At 68.9% G+C, this 21,406-nt stretch carries 16 protein-coding genes and 3 pseudogenes; 13 read left to right on the forward strand and 6 right to left on the reverse strand.

The features are described from left to right. Positions 1 to 217 precede the first annotated feature (217 nt). Both AB0J80_RS34345 and AB0J80_RS34350 read left to right on the forward strand, forming a co-directional pair. Positions 218 to 1,213: an SRPBCC family protein gene (locus AB0J80_RS34345; RefSeq protein ID WP_364713492.1), complete on the forward strand. Its 996-nt coding sequence runs from the start codon at positions 218 to 220 to the stop codon at positions 1,211 to 1,213. Continuing rightward, positions 1,210 to 2,385 carry a zinc-dependent alcohol dehydrogenase gene (locus tag AB0J80_RS34350; RefSeq protein WP_364713494.1) on the forward strand — a complete coding sequence of 392 codons (1,176 nt, stop codon included), beginning with the start codon at positions 1,210 to 1,212 and terminating at the stop codon, positions 2,383 to 2,385. The genes AB0J80_RS34345 and AB0J80_RS34350 overlap by 4 nt, the downstream gene beginning before the upstream one ends. A gap of 123 nt (positions 2,386 to 2,508) precedes the next feature. Here AB0J80_RS34350 and AB0J80_RS34355 read toward each other — a convergent pair whose 3' ends face one another. Next, on the reverse strand, positions 2,509 to 3,618 hold the full coding sequence (locus AB0J80_RS34355; RefSeq protein WP_364713495.1) for a hypothetical protein: 1,110 nt from the start codon (positions 3,616 to 3,618) through the stop codon (positions 2,509 to 2,511). Positions 3,619 to 3,763: 145 nt separating this feature from the next. Continuing rightward, the gene (locus AB0J80_RS34360; protein ID WP_364713497.1) at positions 3,764 to 4,744 is read right to left on the reverse strand and encodes an AraC family transcriptional regulator; all 981 of its coding nucleotides are present in this window, start codon (positions 4,742 to 4,744) and stop codon (positions 3,764 to 3,766) included. Between the two features lie 492 nt (positions 4,745 to 5,236). Here AB0J80_RS34360 and AB0J80_RS34365 point away from each other — a divergent pair, with 492 nt between their 5' ends. From AB0J80_RS34365 to AB0J80_RS34405, 9 genes are all read left to right on the forward strand, one after another. Next, positions 5,237 to 5,968 (forward strand): helix-turn-helix domain-containing protein, encoded by a 732-nt coding sequence (locus AB0J80_RS34365; RefSeq protein ID WP_364713499.1) that lies wholly within the window; start codon positions 5,237 to 5,239, stop codon positions 5,966 to 5,968. Positions 5,969 to 6,100: 132 nt separating this feature from the next. Beyond that, on the forward strand, positions 6,101 to 6,934 hold the full coding sequence (locus tag AB0J80_RS34370) for a sugar phosphate isomerase/epimerase (protein ID WP_364713501.1): 834 nt from the start codon (positions 6,101 to 6,103) through the stop codon (positions 6,932 to 6,934). After that, a complete protein-coding gene (locus AB0J80_RS34375; RefSeq protein WP_364713503.1) occupies positions 6,931 to 8,076 on the forward strand; it encodes a substrate-binding domain-containing protein in 1,146 nt (381 codons plus the stop codon). The genes AB0J80_RS34370 and AB0J80_RS34375 overlap by 4 nt, the downstream gene beginning before the upstream one ends. 6 nt (positions 8,077 to 8,082) lie before the next feature. Continuing rightward, a complete protein-coding gene (locus AB0J80_RS34380; RefSeq protein ID WP_364713505.1) occupies positions 8,083 to 9,588 on the forward strand; it encodes a sugar ABC transporter ATP-binding protein in 1,506 nt (501 codons plus the stop codon). A 3-nt stretch (positions 9,589 to 9,591) separates the two neighbouring features. Further along, the gene (locus AB0J80_RS34385) at positions 9,592 to 10,584 is read left to right on the forward strand and encodes an ABC transporter permease (protein WP_364713507.1); all 993 of its coding nucleotides are present in this window, start codon (positions 9,592 to 9,594) and stop codon (positions 10,582 to 10,584) included. Positions 10,585 to 10,589: 5 nt separating this feature from the next. Then, positions 10,590 to 11,645 carry a Gfo/Idh/MocA family oxidoreductase gene (locus AB0J80_RS34390; protein ID WP_364713508.1) on the forward strand — a complete coding sequence of 352 codons (1,056 nt, stop codon included), beginning with the start codon at positions 10,590 to 10,592 and terminating at the stop codon, positions 11,643 to 11,645. Beyond that, positions 11,642 to 12,562 carry a sugar phosphate isomerase/epimerase gene (locus tag AB0J80_RS34395; protein WP_364713509.1) on the forward strand — a complete coding sequence of 307 codons (921 nt, stop codon included), beginning with the start codon at positions 11,642 to 11,644 and terminating at the stop codon, positions 12,560 to 12,562. The genes AB0J80_RS34390 and AB0J80_RS34395 overlap by 4 nt, the downstream gene beginning before the upstream one ends. Before the next feature lies 1 nt (position 12,563). Next, a complete protein-coding gene (locus AB0J80_RS34400; RefSeq protein WP_364713511.1) occupies positions 12,564 to 13,190 on the forward strand; it encodes a gluconate 2-dehydrogenase subunit 3 family protein in 627 nt (208 codons plus the stop codon). After that, a complete protein-coding gene (locus AB0J80_RS34405; RefSeq protein ID WP_364713512.1) occupies positions 13,180 to 14,823 on the forward strand; it encodes a GMC family oxidoreductase in 1,644 nt (547 codons plus the stop codon). Before AB0J80_RS34400 ends, AB0J80_RS34405 begins: the two co-directional genes overlap by 11 nt. Positions 14,824 to 15,440: 617 nt before the next feature. Here the strand turns inward: AB0J80_RS34405 and AB0J80_RS34410 are convergent. Together AB0J80_RS34410 and AB0J80_RS34415 are read right to left on the reverse strand one after the other, a co-directional pair. Then, positions 15,441 to 16,597, reverse strand: a pseudogene (locus AB0J80_RS34410) (site-specific integrase). A gap of 171 nt (positions 16,598 to 16,768) precedes the next feature. Next, a pseudogene (locus tag AB0J80_RS34415) lies at positions 16,769 to 17,027 on the reverse strand (AAA family ATPase); the annotation flags it as partial. Positions 17,028 to 17,195: 168 nt separating this feature from the next. On the opposite strand from AB0J80_RS34415, the gene AB0J80_RS34420 reads away from it, so the two are divergent. Both AB0J80_RS34420 and AB0J80_RS34425 read left to right on the forward strand, forming a co-directional pair. Then, on the forward strand, positions 17,196 to 17,777 hold the full coding sequence (locus tag AB0J80_RS34420; protein WP_364713514.1) for a peptidoglycan-binding domain-containing protein: 582 nt from the start codon (positions 17,196 to 17,198) through the stop codon (positions 17,775 to 17,777). Positions 17,778 to 17,863: 86 nt separating this feature from the next. Next, the gene (locus AB0J80_RS34425; protein WP_364713515.1) at positions 17,864 to 18,532 is read left to right on the forward strand and encodes a hypothetical protein; all 669 of its coding nucleotides are present in this window, start codon (positions 17,864 to 17,866) and stop codon (positions 18,530 to 18,532) included. Between the two features lie 460 nt (positions 18,533 to 18,992). Here AB0J80_RS34425 and AB0J80_RS34430 read toward each other — a convergent pair. Both AB0J80_RS34430 and AB0J80_RS34435 read right to left on the reverse strand, forming a co-directional pair. Continuing rightward, positions 18,993 to 20,296: pseudogene (locus AB0J80_RS34430) on the reverse strand (LacI family DNA-binding transcriptional regulator); the annotation flags it as partial. After that, a complete protein-coding gene (locus tag AB0J80_RS34435; protein WP_364713516.1) occupies positions 20,293 to 20,565 on the reverse strand; it encodes a hypothetical protein in 273 nt (90 codons plus the stop codon). The gene AB0J80_RS34435 and the pseudogene AB0J80_RS34430, both read right to left, overlap by 4 nt. Positions 20,566 to 21,406 lie beyond the last annotated feature (841 nt).

The following is a 21,406-nucleotide window of genomic DNA, read 5'->3' on the forward strand; positions in this document are numbered from 1 at the left end:
GCGGCCGGACAGAAGTCGGTGCGGCGTACCCCCGAAAACGGTGGCGAACCCTCGCCTGTGAACTGCCAGGACCTGAGTGGAAAGGTGCAATCTCCATGCAACGCTCGATCAGTGGGTTAGGGGGCGTCCCGGCGGGTATGCCCGCTGGCATCCGCCGCGCCTCACTTCGCCCTGCCCGGGGACGCATGCCCGGATCGATCGGACACGGAGGTCATCCGTGACACTGGCGACCCGGGAGACGAGAAGGGCCGAGCTGCACGAGGTGCAGCGGCGAGGTCGCGGGCTCGGCTGGATGAGCCTGGGTCTCGGCGTGGCACAGGTGGCGGCGCCCGACACGGTGCGCCGGCTCAGTGGCGTGGACGAGTCCCCGACCTCCCGGCGGCTGGTGCCGGTCGTCGGGGCGCAGGAGCTGGTACACGCGGCTGGACTCCTGGCCGGCCGGCGAAAAGGCGTCTGGGCGTGGACCCGGGTCGTGGGCGACGCGATGGATCTGACGTCGCTCGGCATGGCCATCGCCCATCGTGGCGGGCGGCGCCGGCGGCGGCTGATCGCAGTCACCGGTGTCATCGCCGGAATCACCGCGTTGGACCTGCTGACCGCCGTGCAAGCCACCCGGGCAGCGAGGATCGGCTCCGTACCCACGGTGCGGGGCGCACGCAAAGGAGGATCCATGGATTTGACCGCTACGACAACCATCCGCAAACCCGCGTCGGAGGTGTACGCGTTCTGGCGCGATCTGGAGAATCTGCCGACGTTCATGGCGCATCTCGAACACGTCCGCGCGACCGGTGACCGGACGAGCCACTGGGCGGCCGCCGCCCCGTTCGGCAAGAACGTCGAGTGGGACGCGGAGATCGTCGACGAGGTGCCCGACCAGAAGATCGCGTGGCGTTCGACGGGCAACGCCGACGTGCCGAACGCCGGTACGGTCCTGTTCGCGTCCGCCCCGGACGGGGTGAGCACTGAGGTGCACGTCGTCCTGGTGTACGAGATTCCGGGCGGCACGGTCGGCAAGGCGGTCGCAAAGTATTTCGGTGAGGAACCGCACCAGCAGCTCGACGACGACCTGCGCCGGCTCAAGCAGGTGCTCGAGACCGGCGAGGTGGTCCGCTCCGACGGCGCCCCGTGGGGCAAGCGGGCCCGCAAGGAGTTCCCGCAGCGCCCGGCGCAGCCGCTGTCGGACGCCGAGCTCGAGAAGGGAGCGGACGCGTGAGGGCGAACACCTGGGCGGGCCGCAACTCCGTCGAGGTCCGTGACGTGCCGGACCCGAGGATCCTCAACAAGCGCGACGCCATCGTACGGATCACCTCGACCGCGATCTGCGGCTCGGACCTGCACCTGGTCGACGGGTATGTGCCGACGATGCAGGACGGCGACGTCATGGGTCACGAGTTCATGGGGGAGGTGATCGAGGTCGGCTCGGGCGTCGATCCGGATCGGTTGCGCGTGGGGGACCGGGTCGTCGTGCCGTTCCCGATCGCCTGCGGAGCGTGCGCGGCGTGCGCGGCCGAGCTGTACTCGTGCTGCGAGAACTCCAACCCCAACGCCGGGATCGCGGAGAAGATGTTCGGTCACCCGGTTGCCGGGATCTTCGGCTATTCGCATCTGACCGGCGGCTTCGCGGGTGGACAGGCGCAGTACGCGCGGGTGCCGTTCGCCGACGTCGGCCCGCTGAAGATCGAGTCCGATCTGACCGACGAGCAGGTGCTGTTCCTCTCCGACATTCTGCCCACGGGCTACATGGGCGCCGAGATGTGCGACATCCAGCCGAGCGACGTGGTGGCGGTGTGGGGTGCCGGCCCGGTCGGCCAGTTCGCCATGGACAGCGCCCGGGTGCTCGGCGCCGCGAAGGTCATCGCCATCGACAAGGAGCCGTACCGGCTGCAGATGGCCGAACAGGCGGGCTACACGCCGGTGAACTTCGAGGAGGTCGACGTGCGTTCCCGGCTGTTGGAGCTGACCGGCGGGCGGGGACCGGACAAGTGCATCGACGCGGTCGGTCTGGAGGCCACCCACGGCAGCGCGCACGTCGCCGCGTACGACCGGATCAAGCAGGCCGTACGGTCGGAGACCGAGCGCCCGCACGCGCTGCGTCAGGCGATCCTGTCGTGTCGCAGCGGCGGCGTGGTCTCGGTCATCGGCGTGTACGGCGGTTTCCTCGACAAGTTCCCGGCCGGCGCCTGGATGAACCGGTCGTTGACCCTGCGCACGGGCCAGTGTCACGTCCAGCGGTACATGCGGCCGCTGCTCAAACGCATCGAACGGGGCGAGATCGACCCCACTCGCATCATCACGCATCGGCTGTCACTCGAGGAGGCCCCGCACGGCTTCGACATCTTCAAGAACAAGCAGGACAACTGCGAGAAGATCGTTCTCAAGCCCTGACCAGCGCGGCTGCGCGGGACGTCCTCGAGCAGTAGCGCGGGCAGCCGTACCGTGAAAAGCCCGACGTGGGCGAGTCCCTCCGTGTCACGGGTGAGCAGATAGCTCACCTGCATCACGGGGGGACTAGGCGTCCTTCTCGTCCCGCCAGCCGCCGGGTTCGGGATGGTAGCCGTAAGCGGCGGCTCGGACCGTGTCCTCGTCCTCCAGCCCCGAGCCGATCGCGCCGCCGACGGTGGCCAGCGAGCTGATGATCCAGGCGAGCGTCAAGTAGTCGGTGGTATCAACCGGCCGCTGCAGACTCTGTTCCAGCACGGATGTGTCGATCAGCAGCGCCGCGGCGAGCACCGTTGCGGCGAACAGCACAAGGTAGGACAGCGCGGTGGCCAGGGTGAGGGTGAGCACCGTGCCCAGGTTGAACAGCCGGGCCAGCTCAGCCGGCGTCTCCCGGTCCGGTTTTTCCCAGAGGTCGTGCGCGACGATCAGCCAGACCACCAGCGCGGTCAGTCCGAGCAGCATGATCACGGTAAGGCGGAGTCCGCCGAGCGCATCGCCCATCTGCCAGATGGTGTTCGTGGTGAGCGCGAACGCTGCCGTGCCGAACGCGCCGACCAGCAGCTTGGACAGGCCCAGCAGGGCGCGCCCCGGGCGGTTGGCCCGGACCATTCCGGTCAGCAGCCGCACCCGGCCGATCAGCCGCGAGGCGACGTAGCTCGGTTCCCCGGCGTCAGCCTCGCCGACCATCCGGCGGATGGCGGTAACCCGGCTTGCCAGCTCGGCCGGTGCCCAGCCGACCGGCGGGATCCGCTCGTCGGAAGCGTCGGTGAGGAGCCGACTCACGAGATCCGGAACGGCTGCGCGGACCCCTTGCAGCTGGCGCAGTCCCAGCGCGGGCAGGGAGACCATCGCGACTCGGCGCCGGGCGGAGGACTGCGCGACCAGCGGTAGCCGCTCGGTGTGCAGCGGCAGGTCGGTCAGGCAGATCGCGACGTCCCACCGCGCGTCGGCCCGCCGTTCGGCGAGATCGTCGAGCAGTGCCTCAACGCCACCGTGACGGCGCGGCGCCACGTCACCCCAGCCTTGCTGGACGGTCCACCGCACGTCCGCGTCCACCCGCTCGGCGAGCTGATCGGCCAGCTCGGCGGTGACCCGCGCAGCCACCGTGGCGGGGTAGTCCGGCGGCGTCGCCACCAGTCCGACGACGATCTCCGGCCGGCGCTGCTCACTGTGGATCATCGGCGCTCCTCGCCGGTAGCCGGGCAAAGCCTCGCCGGCTTACCCGGATACCGGCCAGACATGCCTGGTGTATCCCGGCATGCGCCTCGACTGTCAGACCGCTCGACAACCGGCGAGCTCTGCGATCGCGGCGAAAGGCAGTTTGCTACCGGCTACGATGCGCCTGCCGTCGCAAAGTCTCGCGGGGAGGAACCCCGTAGCGGGCGCGGTATTCCGCGGCGAACCGTCCCAGGTGTGTGAAGCCGTAGCGATAGGCGGTCTCTGTCACAGTGTGGAGCGCCGGGTCGGATTGACGCAGGTGCTCGTGGACGCGGGCGAGGCGTACGTGCCGCAGGTAGGTCATCGGCGACATCCCGACGAACCGTTGGAAGCTCTGCTGCAGGCTTCGAATGCTGACGCCGGCGATGGCGGCGAGATCGGCGACAGTGAATGGCCTGGCAGGCTCCGCCTGCATGGCCTCCACGACACGCCGGATCGCGACAGGAGCCGCCGTTGCCGGGCTCGGACGCTCCAGCCGGTCGCGGTACGGGTGATCCGCGGCGCTCAGCAGTCCCGCCACCAGGGCTTCTCGTAGGCGTGCCCCGACCACCGGGTGGTGGATAAGCCCTTGTGGCTGTTCGGCGTCGGCGGTCATCAACCGAACCAGCCGCAGCCAACTCGCGCCCGGCCCGCTGGTGACGTCGATGGTCGGCGCGAGCGTCACCGGGGAGCGGACCGGAGCGTCGAGCAGCCGGGCGAGTTCGTCCTCCAAAGCGGCGCGGTCGATCTTCACGGCCAGCAAGCGGCAGTCGCCGTCCCACTTCTCAAGGTGGGTGTCACCGACGGGCTGGAAGACCGCCGCAGTCCTCGTCGTGGCCTGAAGTGGCGCATTGCCCCCTTGCCGCCAGACCAGCGACCCCGCCATCGGCAGATCGACGTGATATGCGCCGAGCTCTCCGAAATGAATCTTCACGTCCGTGCCGAATTGCAGATCGCCGAGGGTGACGGCCCCCGACGGGGAGACATCGAAACGACTCTGCCAGCTACGCTTCCACGAAAGCACATCCACGTAACTCGAATAGAAATATCTGCCCAGGAAAGCACGGGACTCGTCCACGTCACCAGAGGCATGGGTCACGACGGGCACCGTCCGAGCATGACACCTGAACCACCTCGTCGGCCACCGCGGTTGCGGCGGCGCCCTCTCGACCCGTCCCGGCCCTGGAGTGATGTCGCCGACGCGGTGGCGTTGTAGCGGACCGCCGTCCCACACGCGGACGACAACCAGACGTGCAGATCCAAAGGCGTGAAGGTCCGCTGCCGACATCAACAACGGCGGTCTGCGCCGGCTCCTGAGACGCGATCGACCGATGCGGCACCAGCCGGGTGGCCACCGTAGGAGCCCGCCCCGATCCCATGCCTAATTCGTGGTGCGAGGGGTACCCACCGTCCGTACCGAGGTCGAGCCGTTGTTGGGGTGTCCACGTCGCCTGCGCGACAGCGGCGCGAACGCCGGGATGCGCCGCGGCCTGCCCGTCCTCCATGCTCCGCTCGAAATTCGACTATTCGGAACATCGATCTGTTCCTTCGAGCAGAAGGAGGCCCTGTGGCGGGCAACAGCCGGGAGCGGGGTCAGTCTGTGGCTAGTCGGTTGCTGCGGGTGCTGGACGCGTTCAGCGTCGCACGACCTGAACTCAGCCTCGCCGACATCAGCCGGACGACGGGCCTGCCTCCGGCCACTCTGTATCGACTGCTGCGCGAGCTGACCGATCACGGCGCGATCCAACGCACCTCCACCGGGCGGTACGCCGTCGGCCTGAGGCTGTGGGAGATCGGCAGTCTGGCCCCCGCGGTGTCCCGGCTGGACGAGGTTGCCATCCCGTACATGGCGGACCTCTACGAGGCCACGCACGGGACCCTGCATCTCGCCGTGCCCCTGGGCACCGAGGCGCTGTGCGTCGCAGCGATCAGCGGTCACCCGCCTGTCCAGCCGGCGTTGCCGACGGGTGCACGCGTGCCGTTGGAGTCGCCGGGTGTCGGGCGCGTCCTGCTGGCCTACGCCCCGCCCGACGTGCTTGCCGAGGTGTTCGCGGGCGGCGGGTCGCCGTACCGGATCAGGCAGGAGCTGGTCGAGATCCGCCGCCGCGGGGTGGCCGTGACCAGCGCCGGAAGCCGGCCGTTCTCGGCGGCCGCCCCCCTCGTCGGCCCGCAGGGCGCGGTGCTGGCGGCCGTGTCCGTGGCGGTGCGTACCTTCAGCGACTCACCCCTGCTGATCCGCCTGGTCCGCAACGCGGCGCTCGGCATCTCCCGCGAACTCGGCACATCGACCGACGTGGCGGTGCGCTCCGCAGCGTCCGGGTCACGGCGGTGACGCTGGGTCTAAGTCAATCTTCCACTCAGTGAGGATCGGGGTGGAAAGCGGCGGCATCCAGCGACGACAGTCGATCTCAGCCGGAGCGCCGATCCGCCCTGAGCGGTGGCGCGTCAGGAGGTGGCGGCTCGCATGCGACTGGGATACCACTCGATCACCTGGGGCGGCGTCGTCGGGGACGCGACCGGCGTGACCAGCGTCAAGGATCTGTACTACCGGGCCAACGGCTCGATGGAGCAGGCGATACGCGACATCGCCGCGTGCGGCTATGCGGGCATCGAGATGTTCGACGGCAACGTGGCCGCGTACGCCGACCGGCCGGGGGAGCTGCGGGAGTTGCTCGGCACGGCCGGGATCGAGCTGGTCAGCGTGTACACCGGCGCGAACTTCATCTACGCCGACGCGCTGCCCGACGAGCTGTACCGCATCGAGCGGGCGGCGGAGCTGGCCGCGACGTTCGGCGCGCAGCGCCTGGTGATCGGCGGGGGAGCGCGGCGTGCCACGGGGATCGAACCCGGGGACTACGACCGGCTCGGCGTGGCGCTGGACCGGGTCGCCGCGATCGCGGAGAGCAACGGCCTGAGCGCCGGCTACCACCCGCACCTCACCACGATCGTGGAGGGCCCGGACGAGCTGGACCAGCTGATGGCGCGTACCCGGATCGGCTTCTGCCCCGATACCGCGCACCTGGCCGCGGGCGGTGGCGACCCCGCCGCGCTCATCCGCCGCTACCCGGACCGCATCACCCACGTCCACCTCAAGGATCTGCGGCCCGATCCGGTGGAGTTCCTGCCGCTCGGCGCCGGCGTCCTCGACTTCCCGGACATCCTGCGCGCGGTGCGGGAAGCGGGCTACGACAGCTGGCTGATCGTCGAGCTCGACGCGTACGCGGGTGACCCGCGCGAGGCCGCCGAGATCAGCAAGGCCTACCTGGACAAGCTGCTCGACACCGAGGGGCAGGCATGAAGCGTTGCGTCGCGGCCGCCGCCGCGCTCGTTCTGGTCACCGCGGGGTGCACGTACCCCGGTGCCGACGCGAGGAAGGAAGCCCCGGGCGTGTCCCGGGTCGCCGAGACCCGCCTGATGGAGCTCAAGGGCCAGGTGCTCAGCAACGGGCCGCACGGCGAGAAGCCGACGCCGGCCACCGCGGCCGAGCTCACGCCGGCGGAGATCGACCAGGTAAAGGCGAAGCACGCCACCGCCGCGATCGTCATGCACTACGCCGGCAACGACTGGGCCATCGCCCAGATCGCCGGCCTCAAGCACGAGTTCGCCAATCTCGGCATCCAGGTGCTCGCCGTGACCGACGCCAACTTCAAGCCGGACCAGCAGGTCTCCAACCTCGAGACGGTGCTCAGCCAGAAGCCGGACATCATCGTCTCGATCCCCACCGACCCGGTCGCCACCGCCGACGCCTACAAGAAGGCGGCGGCCACCGGCGCCCGGCTGGTGTTCATGGACAACGTGCCGAACGGCATGACCGCCGGGAAGGACTACGTCTCGATGGTGTCCGCCGACAACTACGGCAACGGCGTCGTCTCGGCCCACTTGATGGCGAAGGCGCTGGGCGGCAGGGGCGAGATCGGCGTGATTTACCACGAGGCCGACTTCTTCGTCACCAAGCAGCGCTGGCAGGGCTTCACCGCCACGATCAAGAAGGACTACCCCGACATACGGGTCGTCGAGGAGAAGGGCATCGCCGGGCCGGACTTCGCCGGAGACGCGCAGAGCGTCGCGAACGCCTTCCTCAGCCGGCACCCGAAGCTCGACGGCATTTGGGCGGTGTGGGATGTGCCCGCCGAAGGGGTGATGGCCGCGGCACGGTCGTACGGCCGGTACGACCTGGCCGTCGCCACCGAGGACCTCGGCAGGAACGTCGCCATCGCCCTGGCCAAGAACCAGATCGTGGTAGGCCTCGGTGCGCAGGTGCCGTTCGACCAGGGCATCACGGAGGCCCGCCTAGGGGCCGGCGCGCTGATCGGCAAGACCCAACCCCCGTACGTGGCGCTGAGCGCCCTGCCGGTCGACCACACGAACGTGCTGGAGGCGTGGAAGCAGGTCTACCACTCCGATCCGCCCGAGTTCCTGCTCGACTCGTACAAGAGGTGAGTTGACATGGACGACCGGCAACTCGCCGTGCAGATGCGCGGAATCTACAAGGGCTTCTACGGCGTGCCGGTGCTGACCGACGTCGACTTCGAGGTGCGGCGCGGGGAGGTGCATGCGCTCGCGGGCGGCAACGGAGCGGGCAAGTCGACCCTGATGAAAATGCTCCAGGGCGTGTACCCGCTGGACCAGGGCGAGATCTTCGTCGACGGCCGACCCGTACGTTTCTCCTCCATCCACGACGCCCGGGCGGCCGGTATCGGCATGGTCTTCCAGGAGTTCAGCCTGGTTCCCACCTTGACGGTGGCGCAGAACATCTACCTGACCACCGAGCCGCGCGGCGCGGGCGGGCTGATCGACGACCGGGAAGCCAGTCGCCGCGCCCGGGCGGTCTTCCGGGACATGGCCGTCGACATCGACCCCGACGCGCGGGTCGGCAGCCTGAGCACGGCGTACTGGCAGCTCACCGAGATCGCCAAGGCGCTCGCCCAGGACGCCCGCGTGCTGATCATGGACGAGCCCACGGCGAGCCTGGCCAAGCACGAGACCGAGGCGCTGTTCGAACTGGTGGAGCGACTGAAGGCGCGCGACATCGCGGTCATCTACATCTCGCACCGGATGGACGAGGTGTACCGGATCGCCGACCGGATCACGATCCTGCGCGACGGGCGCCGCCTGTTCACGAAGGAGCTGACCGAGGTCACGCCCGCGGAGATCGTCGAGGGCATCGTCGGCAAGAAGATGGAGGGCGAGCTCGAATACCAGGAACGGCCGGGCCCGGCCGACACCCGCCCGTTGCTTCAGGCCCGGGACCTGCGCTCCGGGCGCCGGGTGCGCGGGGTGTCCTTCGAGCTGTACGCCGGCGAGATCGTCGGCCTCGCCGGGCTGATGGGCAGCGGCCGCACCGAGCTGGCCCGGTGCCTGTTCGGCATCGACAAGCTGGACGGCGGCGAGCTGCTCGTGCGGGGTCGGCCCGTCGACGTGTCGAACCCCCGCGCGGCGATGGCCGCCAAGCTCGCCCTCATCCCGGAGGACCGCCGGGAGCAGGGCCTGGTACTCGAGCACTCGGTCATCGACAACCTGCTGCTGCCGCTGCTCGGCCGGGTACGGCGGGGTCCGCTGATCGACGATCGTGGCGGTCGCACGCTGGCCCGCCAGCTCATCGACCGGTTCGCGGTCAAGGTGGCCCACCCGGAGCGTCCGGTCCGGCTGCTGTCCGGCGGCAACCAGCAGAAGGTCGTCATCGCCAAATGGCTCGGCACCGAACCCGACATCCTGATCATGGACGAGCCCACCGCGGGCGTCGACATCGGCACGAAGAGCGAAATCCTCGACATGATCCGTGGCCTCGCCGACGCCGGGAAAGGCGTCATCGTCATCTCGTCGGAGCTGCCCGAGCTGCTCGCGGTCAGCGACCGCGTGCTCGTCCTGCGCGACGGCAGCGTCCAACAGGAGCTCGCCCGACGCGACATCCCCGACGAGGAAGCCCTTCAGCTCGCGGTACAGGGAGTGTGAGCCATGGCCACGACCACCACCACGCCGTCGGGAAAAGACACCGAACCGGGTCGCGGCTCGGTGCGGGAAACCCTCGGCGGCCTCGACTGGCGCCGGTACGTCATCTACATCGGATTCGCGATCGTCTTTCTCTTCTTCGCGATCCTGCTGGGCGGCCAGGGCTTCCTGTCGGCCAACAACCTGCTGAACATCTTCCGGCAGACGGCCACCGTCACGGTGGTCGCCGTGGCGATGACGTTCGTCATCGCCAACGCCGAGATCGACCTCAGCGTCGGCTCCGTCGCCGGGCTGTCCAGCGTCTGCGCCGCCATGGCGGTGTCGCACTACGGCCTGGTGGCCGGCATCATCGCCGGCCTGCTGGTCGGGGCGGTGGTCGGCGCGACCAACGGCGGACTCGTCAGCCTGCTGGGCATCCCGTCGTTCCTGGTCACGCTGGGCATGCTCGGCATCGCGGCGGGCGTGGCGCAGTGGATCACCAACTCCGCACCGCAGCCGATCCTCAACGACGCGTTCAACCTGTTGTTCGGCTCGGGGAACTTCGGCCCGGTCCCGGGACTGCTGATCTGGACGGCCGTGTTCGTCATCGTCGGCGCGATCGTGCTGAACAAGACCCGCTTCGGGCGGCAGGTGCTGGCCACCGGCGGCAACCGGATGGCGGCCGAGTTCACCGGCGTCAACACCAAGCGGATCAAGTTCCAGGTCCTGCTGCTGTCCGGGGTGGTCGCGAGCATCGCCGGCATGCTCTACGCGGGACGGCTGCAGTCCGGCCGGTTCCAATGGGGCACCGGCGACGAACTGTCCGCGATCGCCGCCGTCATCCTCGGCGGCACCAGCCTCTTCGGCGGCTCCGGCTCCGTCGTGGGCACCCTGTTCGGTGCGCTGCTCATCGGCCTGATCAACAACGGCCTGATCCTCGCCGGGCTGGACGTCAGCCAGCAGCAGGTCATCCGCGGCGCCATCATCATCCTTGCCGTCGCGCTGGCTCGTAAGAAGTGATCGCGATGCGTTCCGGGATCATCGGCACCGGGTTCATCGGCGGGGTGCACGCCCGGGCCGTGCACGCCGCGGGCGGGGTGCTCAGCCGGGTCGCCGCCGGCAGGCCGCAGGAGGCCGCTGCAGCGGCCGAGCGGCTGCACGCCCTGTCTGCCGCCGCGTCGGCCGAGGAACTGATCGCCGCCGCCGACGTGGACGTCGTCCACATCTGCACCCCGAACGCGCTGCACGTGCCGCTGGCGCTGGCCGCACTCCAGGCCGGCAAGCACGTGATCTGCGAGAAGCCGCTGGCCACCGACGTCGCCGACGCCCGGCGGCTGGTCCAGGCCGCGGCCGACGCCGGGGTGGTCGCGGCAGTGCCTTTCGTGTACCGCTTCTATGCGACGGTACGGGAGGCACGTGCCCGCATCGGAGCCGGCGAGGCGGGCCCGTTGTGGCTGCTGCACGGCTCGTACCTGCAGGACTGGCTGGCCGCCGCGGAAGCCACGAACTGGCGGGTCGACCCGGCGCTCGGCGGGGCGTCCCGGACGTTCGGCGACATCGGGGTGCACTGGTGCGATCTGATGGAATTCACCACCGGGCACCGGATCACCCGGCTCGTCGCCCGCCTGGCCGCCGCATACCCGGACCGTCCCACCGAGGACGGCGCCGCCATGCTGTTCGACACCGACCGCGGCGCCTGCGGTTCCGTCGTGGTCAGCCAGGCCACGCCCGGGCGCAAGAACCGGCTCTGGTTCTCCTTCGACGGACCTGCCGCGTCCTACGCCTTCGACCAGGAACTGCCCGATTCCCTCTGGGTCGGCGGGCAGCGCACCACCCAGGTCGTCCCGCGCGGCCCGGACACCCTGTCGGAGGCCGCGGCGGCCTACTCGGCTCTGCCGGCCGGACACCCGCAGGGCTACCAGGACTGCTTCACCGCGTTCGTGGCCGACGTGTACGGCGCCATCGGCGGCCACAAGCCCGACGGGCTGCCCACCTTCACCGACGGCCTGCGGGCCGCGGTGCTCACCGCCGCCGTCGTCGAATCCGCCGCACAGAAGAGTTGGGTGGAGGTACCCCGATGAAGCTCGGTTTCCTGACCGCCTGCCTGCCCGGCCGCACCCTGCAACAGATCGCCACCTGGGCCGCCGACAACGGATTCGAGGCACTCGAGGTCGCCGCCTGGCCCGACCTGGGCGATCGGCCCTTCACCGCCACCCACCTGAAGGCCGAGAAGTTCGGCGAGGCCGACGCCGAGGCGACCCGAGCCCTGTTCGAGCAGACCGGGCTGACCCTGTCCTCGCTCGCGTTCTACGACAACAACCTGCACCCCGACCCGACGGAACGCGCAGCGATCAACCGGCACGTCGCGGCCTGCATCGACGCGGCGGCACTGCTGGGCGTGCCGACCGTGGGCACGTTCGTCGGCCGCGACCCCACGAAGAGCGTCACCGAGAACCTGCGCGAGGCGGAGAAGCTGTTTCCGCCGCTCGTCGAGCGGGCCGGCGAGAAGGGAATCAAGCTGATCATCGAGAACTGCGTGATGGAGGGCTGGCACCCGGACGGGTACCCCGGCAACCTCGCGTACTCCCCGGAACTGTGGGAATGGATGTTCTCGCTCGGGTTGTACCTCAACTTCGACCCGTCGCACATGATGTGGATGGGCATCGACCCGGTCGCCGCCGTGCGGCCGTACGTCGATCGGATCCCGCACGCGCAGGCCAAGGACATCGAGCTGTTCCCGGAACGGCGCAACCGGTACGGCTGGCCCGGCCGTGCGGTCGACCGGCCGGACCCGTGGGACGTCGGCTGGTGGCGCTACCGGGTGCCCGGCCTGGGCCAGGTCGACTGGACCCGGGTGGTTGACGCCCTGTACGAGGGCGGGTTCGACGGCGTGCTGTCGGTGGAGCACGAGGACCCGTTGTGGGGCGGTACCGAGCAGAAGATCGAGACCGGTCTGCGGGTGGCGTACCGCACGCTGCGACCTTTGGTGGTGGGCTGACATGTACTTCGACCCGCAGCAGCGCGCGACCATCGAGGCCGCGATGGCCCGCATCATCCCCACCGACGACACCCCGGGTGCCCGCGAGGCCGGCACCGTTGACTTCCTCGACCGGTACCTGTCCGGGCTCGATCACATCTACGCCAAGCCGGACGGCAGCGGCTTCGAAACCCTGGAGGGCCGCCGCGCCGACGCCTGGCAGCAGCGGCTGGACATCGTCCGGGACAAGTACCGGCACGGGATCGACGACCTGGACCGGCGCAGCCGGGACAACTTCGGCGCTGCCTTCGCCGACCTGACCGAGACCCAGCAGGACGAGATCCTGACCGGGATGGAAACCGGTGCGCGCGAGCTGGAGACCGCCGAGACCGTCGCCGCGTGGTCTCCCGTGGAGACCCCTCTGCAACAGACCAGCGTCGAGATCGACCTCGACTTCTTCCCGCTGCTGGCCCTGCACACCAGGCAGGGGTTCTACGCCGACCCGATCTACGGCGGCAACCGCGACCGGATCGGTTGGCAGGTCATCGGCTTCCCCGGGCCCACGTCGCTCGCCGAGGTGCACACCGGGCGGTACAGCGTCCTGTCCTATTTCGCCGAGTCCGGTACGGAGGAAGACCATGGCGCGTAAGGCGAACCCCGAGCGGGCCGACGTGTGCATCATCGGGGCCGGTGCCTCCGGGGCTGCCGCGGCAAAGGTGCTCACCGAACGCGGGCTGCGGGTCGTCGGACTGGAACGCGGGCCGTGGCGCACCAAGGAGACCTTCGGCGGCGACGAACTCGCCAACGTCAACCGGTACAACCTGTGGCCGGACCCGCTGCTGAACCCGCGCACGGTACGCACCTCGGCCGACGAGGAGGCCCGGATCGAGCTGTTCTGCCCGGTGCCGCAGATGGTGGGCGGCGGCACGGTGCACTGGCAGGGCTGGCTGCCCCGGTTCACCGAGAAGGACTTCCGGCCACGAACCGTCATCGGGGACCTGCCGGGCGCGACGCTCGCCGACTGGCCCATCACGTACGCCGACCTGGAGCCCTACTACGACAAGGTGGAATGGGCGTTCGGGGTCTCGGGTGCCGCCGGGGTCAACGCGTTCGAGTCGCCGCGCACCCGCGGCTACCCGTGCCCTCCGATGCCCATGTCGCGGTACGCGCAGAAATTCCACGCCGGCTGCGCCGCACTCGGGTACAACTCGTTCCCCACGCCGCAGGCGGCGCTGTCCCGCCCGTTCAACGGGCGACCGGCAACCGTGATCAGCGCCTTCGCCCAACAACACGGCGACCCGACCGGCACCCGGTCGAGCGCGCTCAACGTGTTCGTCCCCGACGCCGTGGCGACCGGCCGCTACGACCTGCGCCCCGACTCGTACGTCCGGGAGTTGACCGTCGATGTGCGCGGACGGGTCGCATCCGCGGTGTACGGGGACGCCGACGGTGACCTCGTCGAGCAGGAGGCGGACGTGTTCGTCCTCGCCTGCGGCGCTGTCGAGTCGGCCCGGCTGCTGTTGCTGTCACGCTCCGGCCGGTTCCCGAACGGACTGGCCAACGGCAGTGACCTGGTCGGGCGCAATGTCACCTTCCACGAGTACAGCGCCGCGGTCGGCCTGTTCGACGACCCGATCTACGCCTGGGCCGGTGGCGGGTACGTCAGTGCCAGCAGTTTCCAGTTCTACGAGCACGACGACTCCCGCGGCTTCGCCAGCGGCGGTCACATCGCCTGCGCCGGCGTCGGCATCCCTCTGCCGATCAACTGGGGCCTGCCGGACCGTCCGCTGTGGGGGTCCGAGGCCAAGCGCATGGACCGGGAGTACTTCAACCACAGCATGGCCGTGGCCATGGTGGTGCACGACATGCCGCAGCACGACAACCGGGTCGACCTCGACGAGAAGGTCATCGACGCCTGGGGCCTGCCGGCCGCCCGGATAACCCTCAAGCCGCATCCCAACGACCTGGCGATGGGACGGTGGCTCATCGACCGCAACGCGGAGATCCTCGACGCCGCCGGCGCCCACAAGACCTACCGCGTCTACATCGACCGCATCACGGGCAACTGCTCGCACCAGCACGGCACGACCCGGATGGGGAACGATCCGGAGACGTCGGTCGTGAACCGGGACTGCCGGGCGCACGAGGTGGACAACCTGTTCGTGGTCGACGGCGGGCCGTTCCCCACCGCGACCGGGGCCAACCCGACCCTGACCATCATGGCCAACGCCTGGCGAGTGGCCGAACGGATAGCGGACGGCCGGTCGGTACCGCAACGTTGAAGCGTGCCGGCTGGTGTGCCGAGGAAGAAGCTGGCGCCGAGCGCGAACGAAGCCCGCTCGGCGCCGCCGATGGCCATCGGCGGGATTCGGATGTCGTAGAGCGCCTTTGGCCGCGACGGACAACCTGACTGATCAGCACGGGACCGAGTTCGGAGAGCCATAACCCTCAATTGACCGTCATAGTGCAGTTCGCCCGCGATTGACTCCGAGCCAATGCCATCATCTGTAGCTCACGAACGGCGATCACCGTTTGCTTATGCACCGTGTCGGTCCGGGGACACGAACCCCCACGAAGCACGGCGATAGGCACCCGGGTGGCGCGTGGCGCCGGCAGCGATAGACCCTTTTACTTGGCTGGGTATGCTGGTTGGCGACCAGGGAAAACGCGCGTGAGCATGCCGCTGGCCCACATGACTACTGGGGGTCAAGGGGTCGCAGGTTCAAATCCTGTCAGCCCGACAATCTTGAAGGGCCGCTAGCTAGGGTATAAACCCTGGTCAGCGGCCCTTCGGCCATTCTGCTAGATCCGGATATTCCTACTGGATGGCCCGAAGTTGGGGACCGTTTGGGGACCGCGGGAGATTTCGGGGAGAACGTTGACGGTCGCGGGTCCCTGATCAGACGGCCCGGAGCCGGGGACCGGCTGGGGACCGTGGTGCCTTCAGGTGGGCGCTGAGGGCATCTCCTGCTTCGTTGATCGAGCGCTGGTCCGGATGCAGGTATCGCTGTGTGGTGGTCAGCGAACCGTGCCCGGCGATCTTTCTCAGCACGTGTACGTGGACGCCGGCGTCGGCGAGCCAGGTAAGGCCGGTGTGCCGCAGGTCGTGCCGCCGCAGGTGCTCGTAACCCAGCTCGATGACCACCTCGTCCCAGTGCGTGGCGTCCCGAAGCACCGCGGTACTGATCCGGCCGCCGCGCGGGCCGGTGAACAGCCGGGCGTCCGGACCGGCCGCCGAGTCGAGACGCTCGATCACCATCGGGCGGACCTCTTCGATGATCGGCACCTTGCGGGCGCGCTTGCCCTTGGTGCCCTTGTCGATCAGCCCGCCCGGTCCCGGTGTGGTCTGCCTGCGCACCGTCCACGTCCACGTTGCCCGGTCGATGTCCGCGGCCCGGACGCCGGACACCTCGCCGATCCGGGCCGCGGTGCACGCGGCGAACGTGACGATGTGACCCCATCCGGGGAACTGGCCGTGCGACCGGGCGACCAGGGCGTCCGCGAGGGTGGTCAGCGCTTCCCAGCTCGGCAGGGCGAGCGAGCGAGGGTCGTCCAACTCGTCCTCGGCTTGCTGGTACTCGCGCTGCCAGCCGGTGACTCGTGCGACGTTGCGGTCCACCACGCCGTCACGCATGGCCTGTTCGAGCACCCTTACCAGGATGGCAAGGGTGTTCTTGACCGTCGAGCGGCTGCACTCGTCCTCGATCCACGAGTAGACGGCCCGGTCCACCACGCCGTTGGTGATCATTGCCGTGGGGATGTGGCCGAGGGTCGGCACGACGCGCAGTCGCCAGCCGGCCAGGTAGGGATCGAGCGTCTTGCGCTCCAACCCGCGGGTGGCCAGCGGCATCACGTCGCGCCGTACTCTGCGAGTCGCTGTGTGGCCGCGGCGGGGCTGATTCCGCCGTTGGCCGCGCGGATCATCCCGTCGATCCAGTCCTGAGCCTGCTCCGGTGTCGCCGTCGACTGCGACTTGGATCGCCGCTTGCCGGTCGCGGGATCAGTCCAGCGGACGCGAGCCTTGTAGGGCTTGGGGCGTCCGGCGCGGTACTCCACGTCGGACTTGACTGAAACACTCAGGGGTAGGTGCTGAGCTGTGCTGGTCACGCTGCCTCCGGGGTGACTCGACGGCTGGCCAGCCACGCGCGCACGTCCTCGATCGAGTACATGATCACGCGCTCGGACAGGGCGATGAACGGCGGACCTTGCAGCGGGCGGGCAGTCCGCCAGCGGCGGACGCTGGACGATCCACGCGCAGTCCGGCCGGGGCGGGCCGGTCGCCGAGGACCTTGCGCAGTCGGGTTTGCAACCTGCGGGCGGTGTCCTCCAACGCCAGGTAGAGCACCGGGCCGGCCTCCACGCCGATCGTGCCGAACGCGCGGTCGCCGCGGGCGACGTCCACGCCGAGCCCGAGCGACATCCACGACTTGCCGACCTTGGGCGGCCCGCACAGCAGCGTGAAGCCCTCGGCGATCACGCCGGGCACGCCCGGTGTCCCCGCTGTCCCTGAACCGACTCTGAGCAGGCAGAATGATGGGACACGGCTTGGTGGGGTGTCCCCGCGTTAAGGGTATTGACACAAGCCTATGACAAGTCCACTGTGGGACCCGCCTGGCCAGGTGCGCATTCCTGACATCGCGTCATGGGGGACCAAATGATCTTACGAAGAAGATCCATTGGACAGATTGCCCACCGATGGGCCGCGCGTACCGCGATCCTGGTCGTCGCGGCCGGGTCGCTGATCGTCGCGGGCGGCACCGCGGCGCAGGCCAACGGCTACACGCCAGCCGGTTGCCGCAAACACGCCTACGGCCTGTTCGCCGACTGGCGATTCAACTGCACGCTCGGCGAGAACAGCAGCAAATACGTCAAGTTCGCCGCATACGTGCAGGGTATGCAGATCATCCTGAAGGGCTACGGTTACTACACGATCAGCGTCGATGGCGACTTCGGCAACGCCTCCTACACCGGCGTACGGCTCTATCAGAACCACAAGGACCTCACCTCCGACGGCCTGGTCGGAAAGAACACGTGGACCGAGATGATGGATGACCTGACCTTCGCCGCCTATCTGCCCATTCCGGGCGGCCCGGCGTACCGGTACAACTCGCCCGGCGTTATTGGAGTCGGCCGTTTCGACCGCGGCGATTACGTCGACGCGCACGGTCATTACGGTCCCTGGAGCTACAACTGGGACGGATTCGGCATCGCGTTCGGCACTAACGCACCCATCTGACGATGACGGAGCAAACGGGGTACGTCATGACTACATCGCTCACGCCGGAAACGGCTCCATCACGCCGCGGCCGCACCCTCGTTCCCTTGGTGGCTGCCCTCGGCATTCTCGCCCTGCTGATCGCCACGGCTTTGCTCAGTTCGGCCTACCATCGGGGCAACCGACCGGGCGCCCCGGCAGGCGCGCGGCGGGTGACGAACGCGGAGGTCGCGATGGCCCAGAACACATGGTTGATCTCCGACGACGAATACCTTCGCCAGTTCCCGCCAGCGAAGAAGGCGGACAGCAAAGCGGTCGCCGCCGCACCGGCGGTGGCCAAGACCGTGAACGGGCCGGCCGCGCAACGGCTGCTGGCCTTGACCCTCGGGGCGGGACCGAGCGTCGCCGGCCTCGACAGCAGCTCCCGCGAGCTGGTCGACGAGAAGGTCGCGTCCACCACGATCGCGACCGTGTCGTTCACCTATCCGGACGGCCGGCTGGTCACAGCCACCCAGGAACAGCTACCCAGGCCGCTTCCCCGCGGGGCGCTGCGGATCACCAACGATGAGCAGATCCAGTACACCCCGAGCGGCAGCGCCGTCGTGGTCGTGCAGACCCCGGACACCGCCCAGGTCGTCCTGGTCACCAAAGCCGGACTGATGACCCAGATAACCGCGCGGGGAATCCTGGCACAGGACGTGCCGCCCCCGTTCACGGTGGCCGACCTACACACCATCATGATGGCCGTCGACACGGCCATAGCCGCCGGAAAGTAAGCACGCCGTCTCCCGTCCCTCAACCGAGGGACGGGAGGTGCGGTTGGAGCTTGATGTCCGGCTCAGAACCCCCGGCTCTGGCGCGGGGAATGTGATAGCTCGTCCGTGACGGCTCGTCGCGACCGGCTGGCCGCTGTGCGAGCGATGCCGTGCAGGGCGGTCCTGACCGGTGAGAGGGCACGGTTGAAAGGGCTTGCTGTGCTGGGGACCATATGGGGACCACACGCTACGCACACCAGCGCACGGACCTGAACACTTGACCATCCCATGAACGGCACGCATCGCGCTTGACGTGCGCAAACACCGTCCACAATGGCCTGGGGGTCAAGGGGTCGCAGGTTCAAATCCTGTCAGCCCGACCATAAAACCGCAGGTCAGGGCCGGTGTCGCGAGATCGCGGACCGGCCTTTTCCGTATCCCGGGCCTCGTTGGGAGAATTCTGGGAGACGATCTTGGGGCGGAGCAGGGAGTCCAGGATCGCGACCGGCGAGCCGGGGGAGAGCTGCCGCCGCGCCTCCACGGCGTTCTCCCACGTCACCGTCAGCCCATCGAGCAGCCGCCGCACCATGTCGCTCGTCGCGTGCGCGTAGCGCGCTTGCACCGACCCGTCCGAGTGGCCCATCTGGGCGTCCATCAGAGTCGGCGGCGTGCCGAGCTCCACCATCAGCGTCTTGTACGTGTGCCGCATCCCGTGCGGCGTCAGGCCCGGCGCGATCGGCAGCCAGCACGCCTCGGCCCGGCTCGCCGCGTCACGGCCCCGGATGGGTACGCCGGGCCACGGATCGGCCGTGACCGGCACCGGGCGGGCCACCTTCGGTGCCTTCGCCGGGTAGCGACCCGTGGCGGCGGGCTGGAACAGCCACGTGGCGAAGCCGTTGCGCCGGTAGTGCGCCGCCGCCGTGCCGGTAGGCGCGCCCCGGACGTAGCCAAGACGCTCGATCGCCGTTGCCACCGCCTCACGCGTCGCGTCCTGCACGACGTGCGGACGGTTCAGCACGTTGGACACGGTGCCCGTCGAAACCTCGGCGACGCGAGCGACGTCGGCCAGCGTCGGCCCCGAGCGGCGAGCCGAGCCGTTGGCACTGCCGTACCCGCCGAAGACGTACCGGTGCCCGTGGCACGCGCACGGACTAACAGGCCGCCGGCTGACCTGCGCCGTCAGCAGCAATCCCAGCCAGGCCGGGATATGCACCGTCCGGTACGAGTCATCCTTCGGCGGGCACCGGTGCAGCTCGCCGGTGTCCAGCTCGTACAGCTGCCACTCCACACGTACCGAGTCCGGCCGGACATGGCGAGTTTCGAGACCCACCAGCTCGCCCCAGCGCAGACCGGTGAAGCCCAGCGTCACCACCGCGACGAACTCATCGTCGCGCCCCGACAGTAGGGCCGCCCGCTCGGCGAGCAGCAGGACACCGAGCCCGGTCGTGACCATCTTCTCCGGCGCGCGCTTCTGTGAGCGGCCAGCCCGCTTGCCGCGCCCCCGTCGACGCGCCGCCGGGTTGGACTCCCGCAAGCCCTCGTCCACCGCATCGGCCAGGATCAGATGCAGCGTCGTACGCCACAGCCGCAGACTCGCCTCCGCGTAACCGAGTGCCCGCTCCCGCTTCTCCCACACCGCCACGTCAGCCGTCGTGATAGCCGCGACCGCGATGTCCTGGAACGCCGGTAGTAGATGATCCTCGATGGTGCGCCGGTAGTCTGCATCGTGGACAGCGCCAGGTCCTGGCGCGCATACCAGTCGTTGACGTAGTCGGCGAATGTCATTCGGCCCGCCGCTCGGGGCGGTCGACCACCGTTGCGAACCCGAGCCTCAGCATCGTTGGCTGCCTGCTCTGCGTCGCGACGCGCGCTGGGCTGGACACGGCCTCCGGACGACGCACACGTCCCGTGGACGATGTCGAGGTGTACGCCTCTTCCGGCTCGACCTCGTACAGGCGCACGATCGCGGTGATGTGCTCGTCGGTGAACCGGTAGGTGCCGCCGATCCAGCAGTACGGGATGCGGCGTTGCCGGGCCTGTTCCTTGACCGGCATCATGCCACCGCCGATCGAAACGCCCCGGAACTGCCGGCTACTTCGGCGGTCCGGGGCTTCTTCGTATGTCGCGTCTGCCGCAGGGCTGGAACCGCAGGGGTGCGCCCAGCGAAGCGCCCGGGCGCGGGGCCCCGAGCGGCGGGCCGCAGGCCCGGCCCTGCTGGGCGGCGCGAGCGGCCCGTTCAGGGCCGCCTTGAATTCGTACAGAAACTTTGAGCGGCTTCGGCTGCCTGACGTGTGTCCTCCGTCGATGGATGTGCGACAGTCGTCTGCCAGGTGATGTGCGACGTCGGAACGCGCCTTGCCAGCGGCATAGCCGGATGAAATGACCCCTGACAAGAGTTACCCTGCTGTTGTACGGTCGGCTCGCGGATGGTCGGATATCCGCAACGAAGGTGTCGTCTTTGGGACTCCATTTTCCGTGGCGGCTCGGTCTGATGAACCATGGCGCGAGTCTTGGATCGCTTATCCGCTGCGTGGGCCGCGTGGCGTGCCGGCGTTAGTCAGAACGGATCTACGAAAGCCCGCGCGGACCCCTTCTCTCGACGGCATACGAAGCGAACCGGCACTTCAGTATCTCGACGGTCGCGGCGCCCTTCTAAGCCTGACAAGTGGAGTCGGTTAACAGCCGTTGGGAGCCTCATCTCCGTACTGCTGGTTGCCATCGGGCTGTATTTGACTAATAAGTCCAATAACGCTACGCAAGCGGCGGCAGTGGGCTCAATTGAATTTAGGTACGGAGCAGCAGATTGCTCAGCGGTATACGGACGCCGTGGGCCAGCTAGGCGAGGAAGGGAGCAAGGAGAACGATAAAGTCAGCATAAGGGTGGGGGCAGTCTAC

This window comes from Actinoplanes sp. NPDC049548 (genome assembly GCF_040676695.1).
GTDB lineage: Bacteria > Actinomycetota > Actinomycetes > Mycobacteriales > Micromonosporaceae > Actinoplanes.

Excerpts from the sequence above, each read along its gene's own strand:
- AB0J80_RS34355 (WP_364713495.1), bottom strand. The coding sequence starts at position 3,618 with ATGATCCACAGTGAGCAGCGCCGGCCGGAGATCGTCGTCGGACTGGTG.
- AB0J80_RS34370 (WP_364713501.1), top strand. The coding sequence starts at position 6,101 with ATGCGACTGGGATACCACTCGATCACCTGGGGCGGCGTCGTCGGGGAC.
- AB0J80_RS34375 (WP_364713503.1), top strand. The coding sequence starts at position 6,931 with ATGAAGCGTTGCGTCGCGGCCGCCGCCGCGCTCGTTCTGGTCACCGCG.
- AB0J80_RS34380 (WP_364713505.1), top strand. The coding sequence starts at position 8,083 with ATGGACGACCGGCAACTCGCCGTGCAGATGCGCGGAATCTACAAGGGC.
- AB0J80_RS34385 (WP_364713507.1), top strand. The coding sequence starts at position 9,592 with ATGGCCACGACCACCACCACGCCGTCGGGAAAAGACACCGAACCGGGT.
- AB0J80_RS34390 (WP_364713508.1), top strand. The coding sequence starts at position 10,590 with ATGCGTTCCGGGATCATCGGCACCGGGTTCATCGGCGGGGTGCACGCC.
- AB0J80_RS34395 (WP_364713509.1), top strand. The coding sequence starts at position 11,642 with ATGAAGCTCGGTTTCCTGACCGCCTGCCTGCCCGGCCGCACCCTGCAA.
- AB0J80_RS34400 (WP_364713511.1), top strand. The coding sequence starts at position 12,564 with ATGTACTTCGACCCGCAGCAGCGCGCGACCATCGAGGCCGCGATGGCC.
- AB0J80_RS34405 (WP_364713512.1), top strand. The coding sequence starts at position 13,180 with ATGGCGCGTAAGGCGAACCCCGAGCGGGCCGACGTGTGCATCATCGGG.
- AB0J80_RS34420 (WP_364713514.1), top strand. The coding sequence starts at position 17,196 with ATGATCTTACGAAGAAGATCCATTGGACAGATTGCCCACCGATGGGCC.
- AB0J80_RS34435 (WP_364713516.1), bottom strand. The coding sequence starts at position 20,565 with ATGCCGGTCAAGGAACAGGCCCGGCAACGCCGCATCCCGTACTGCTGG.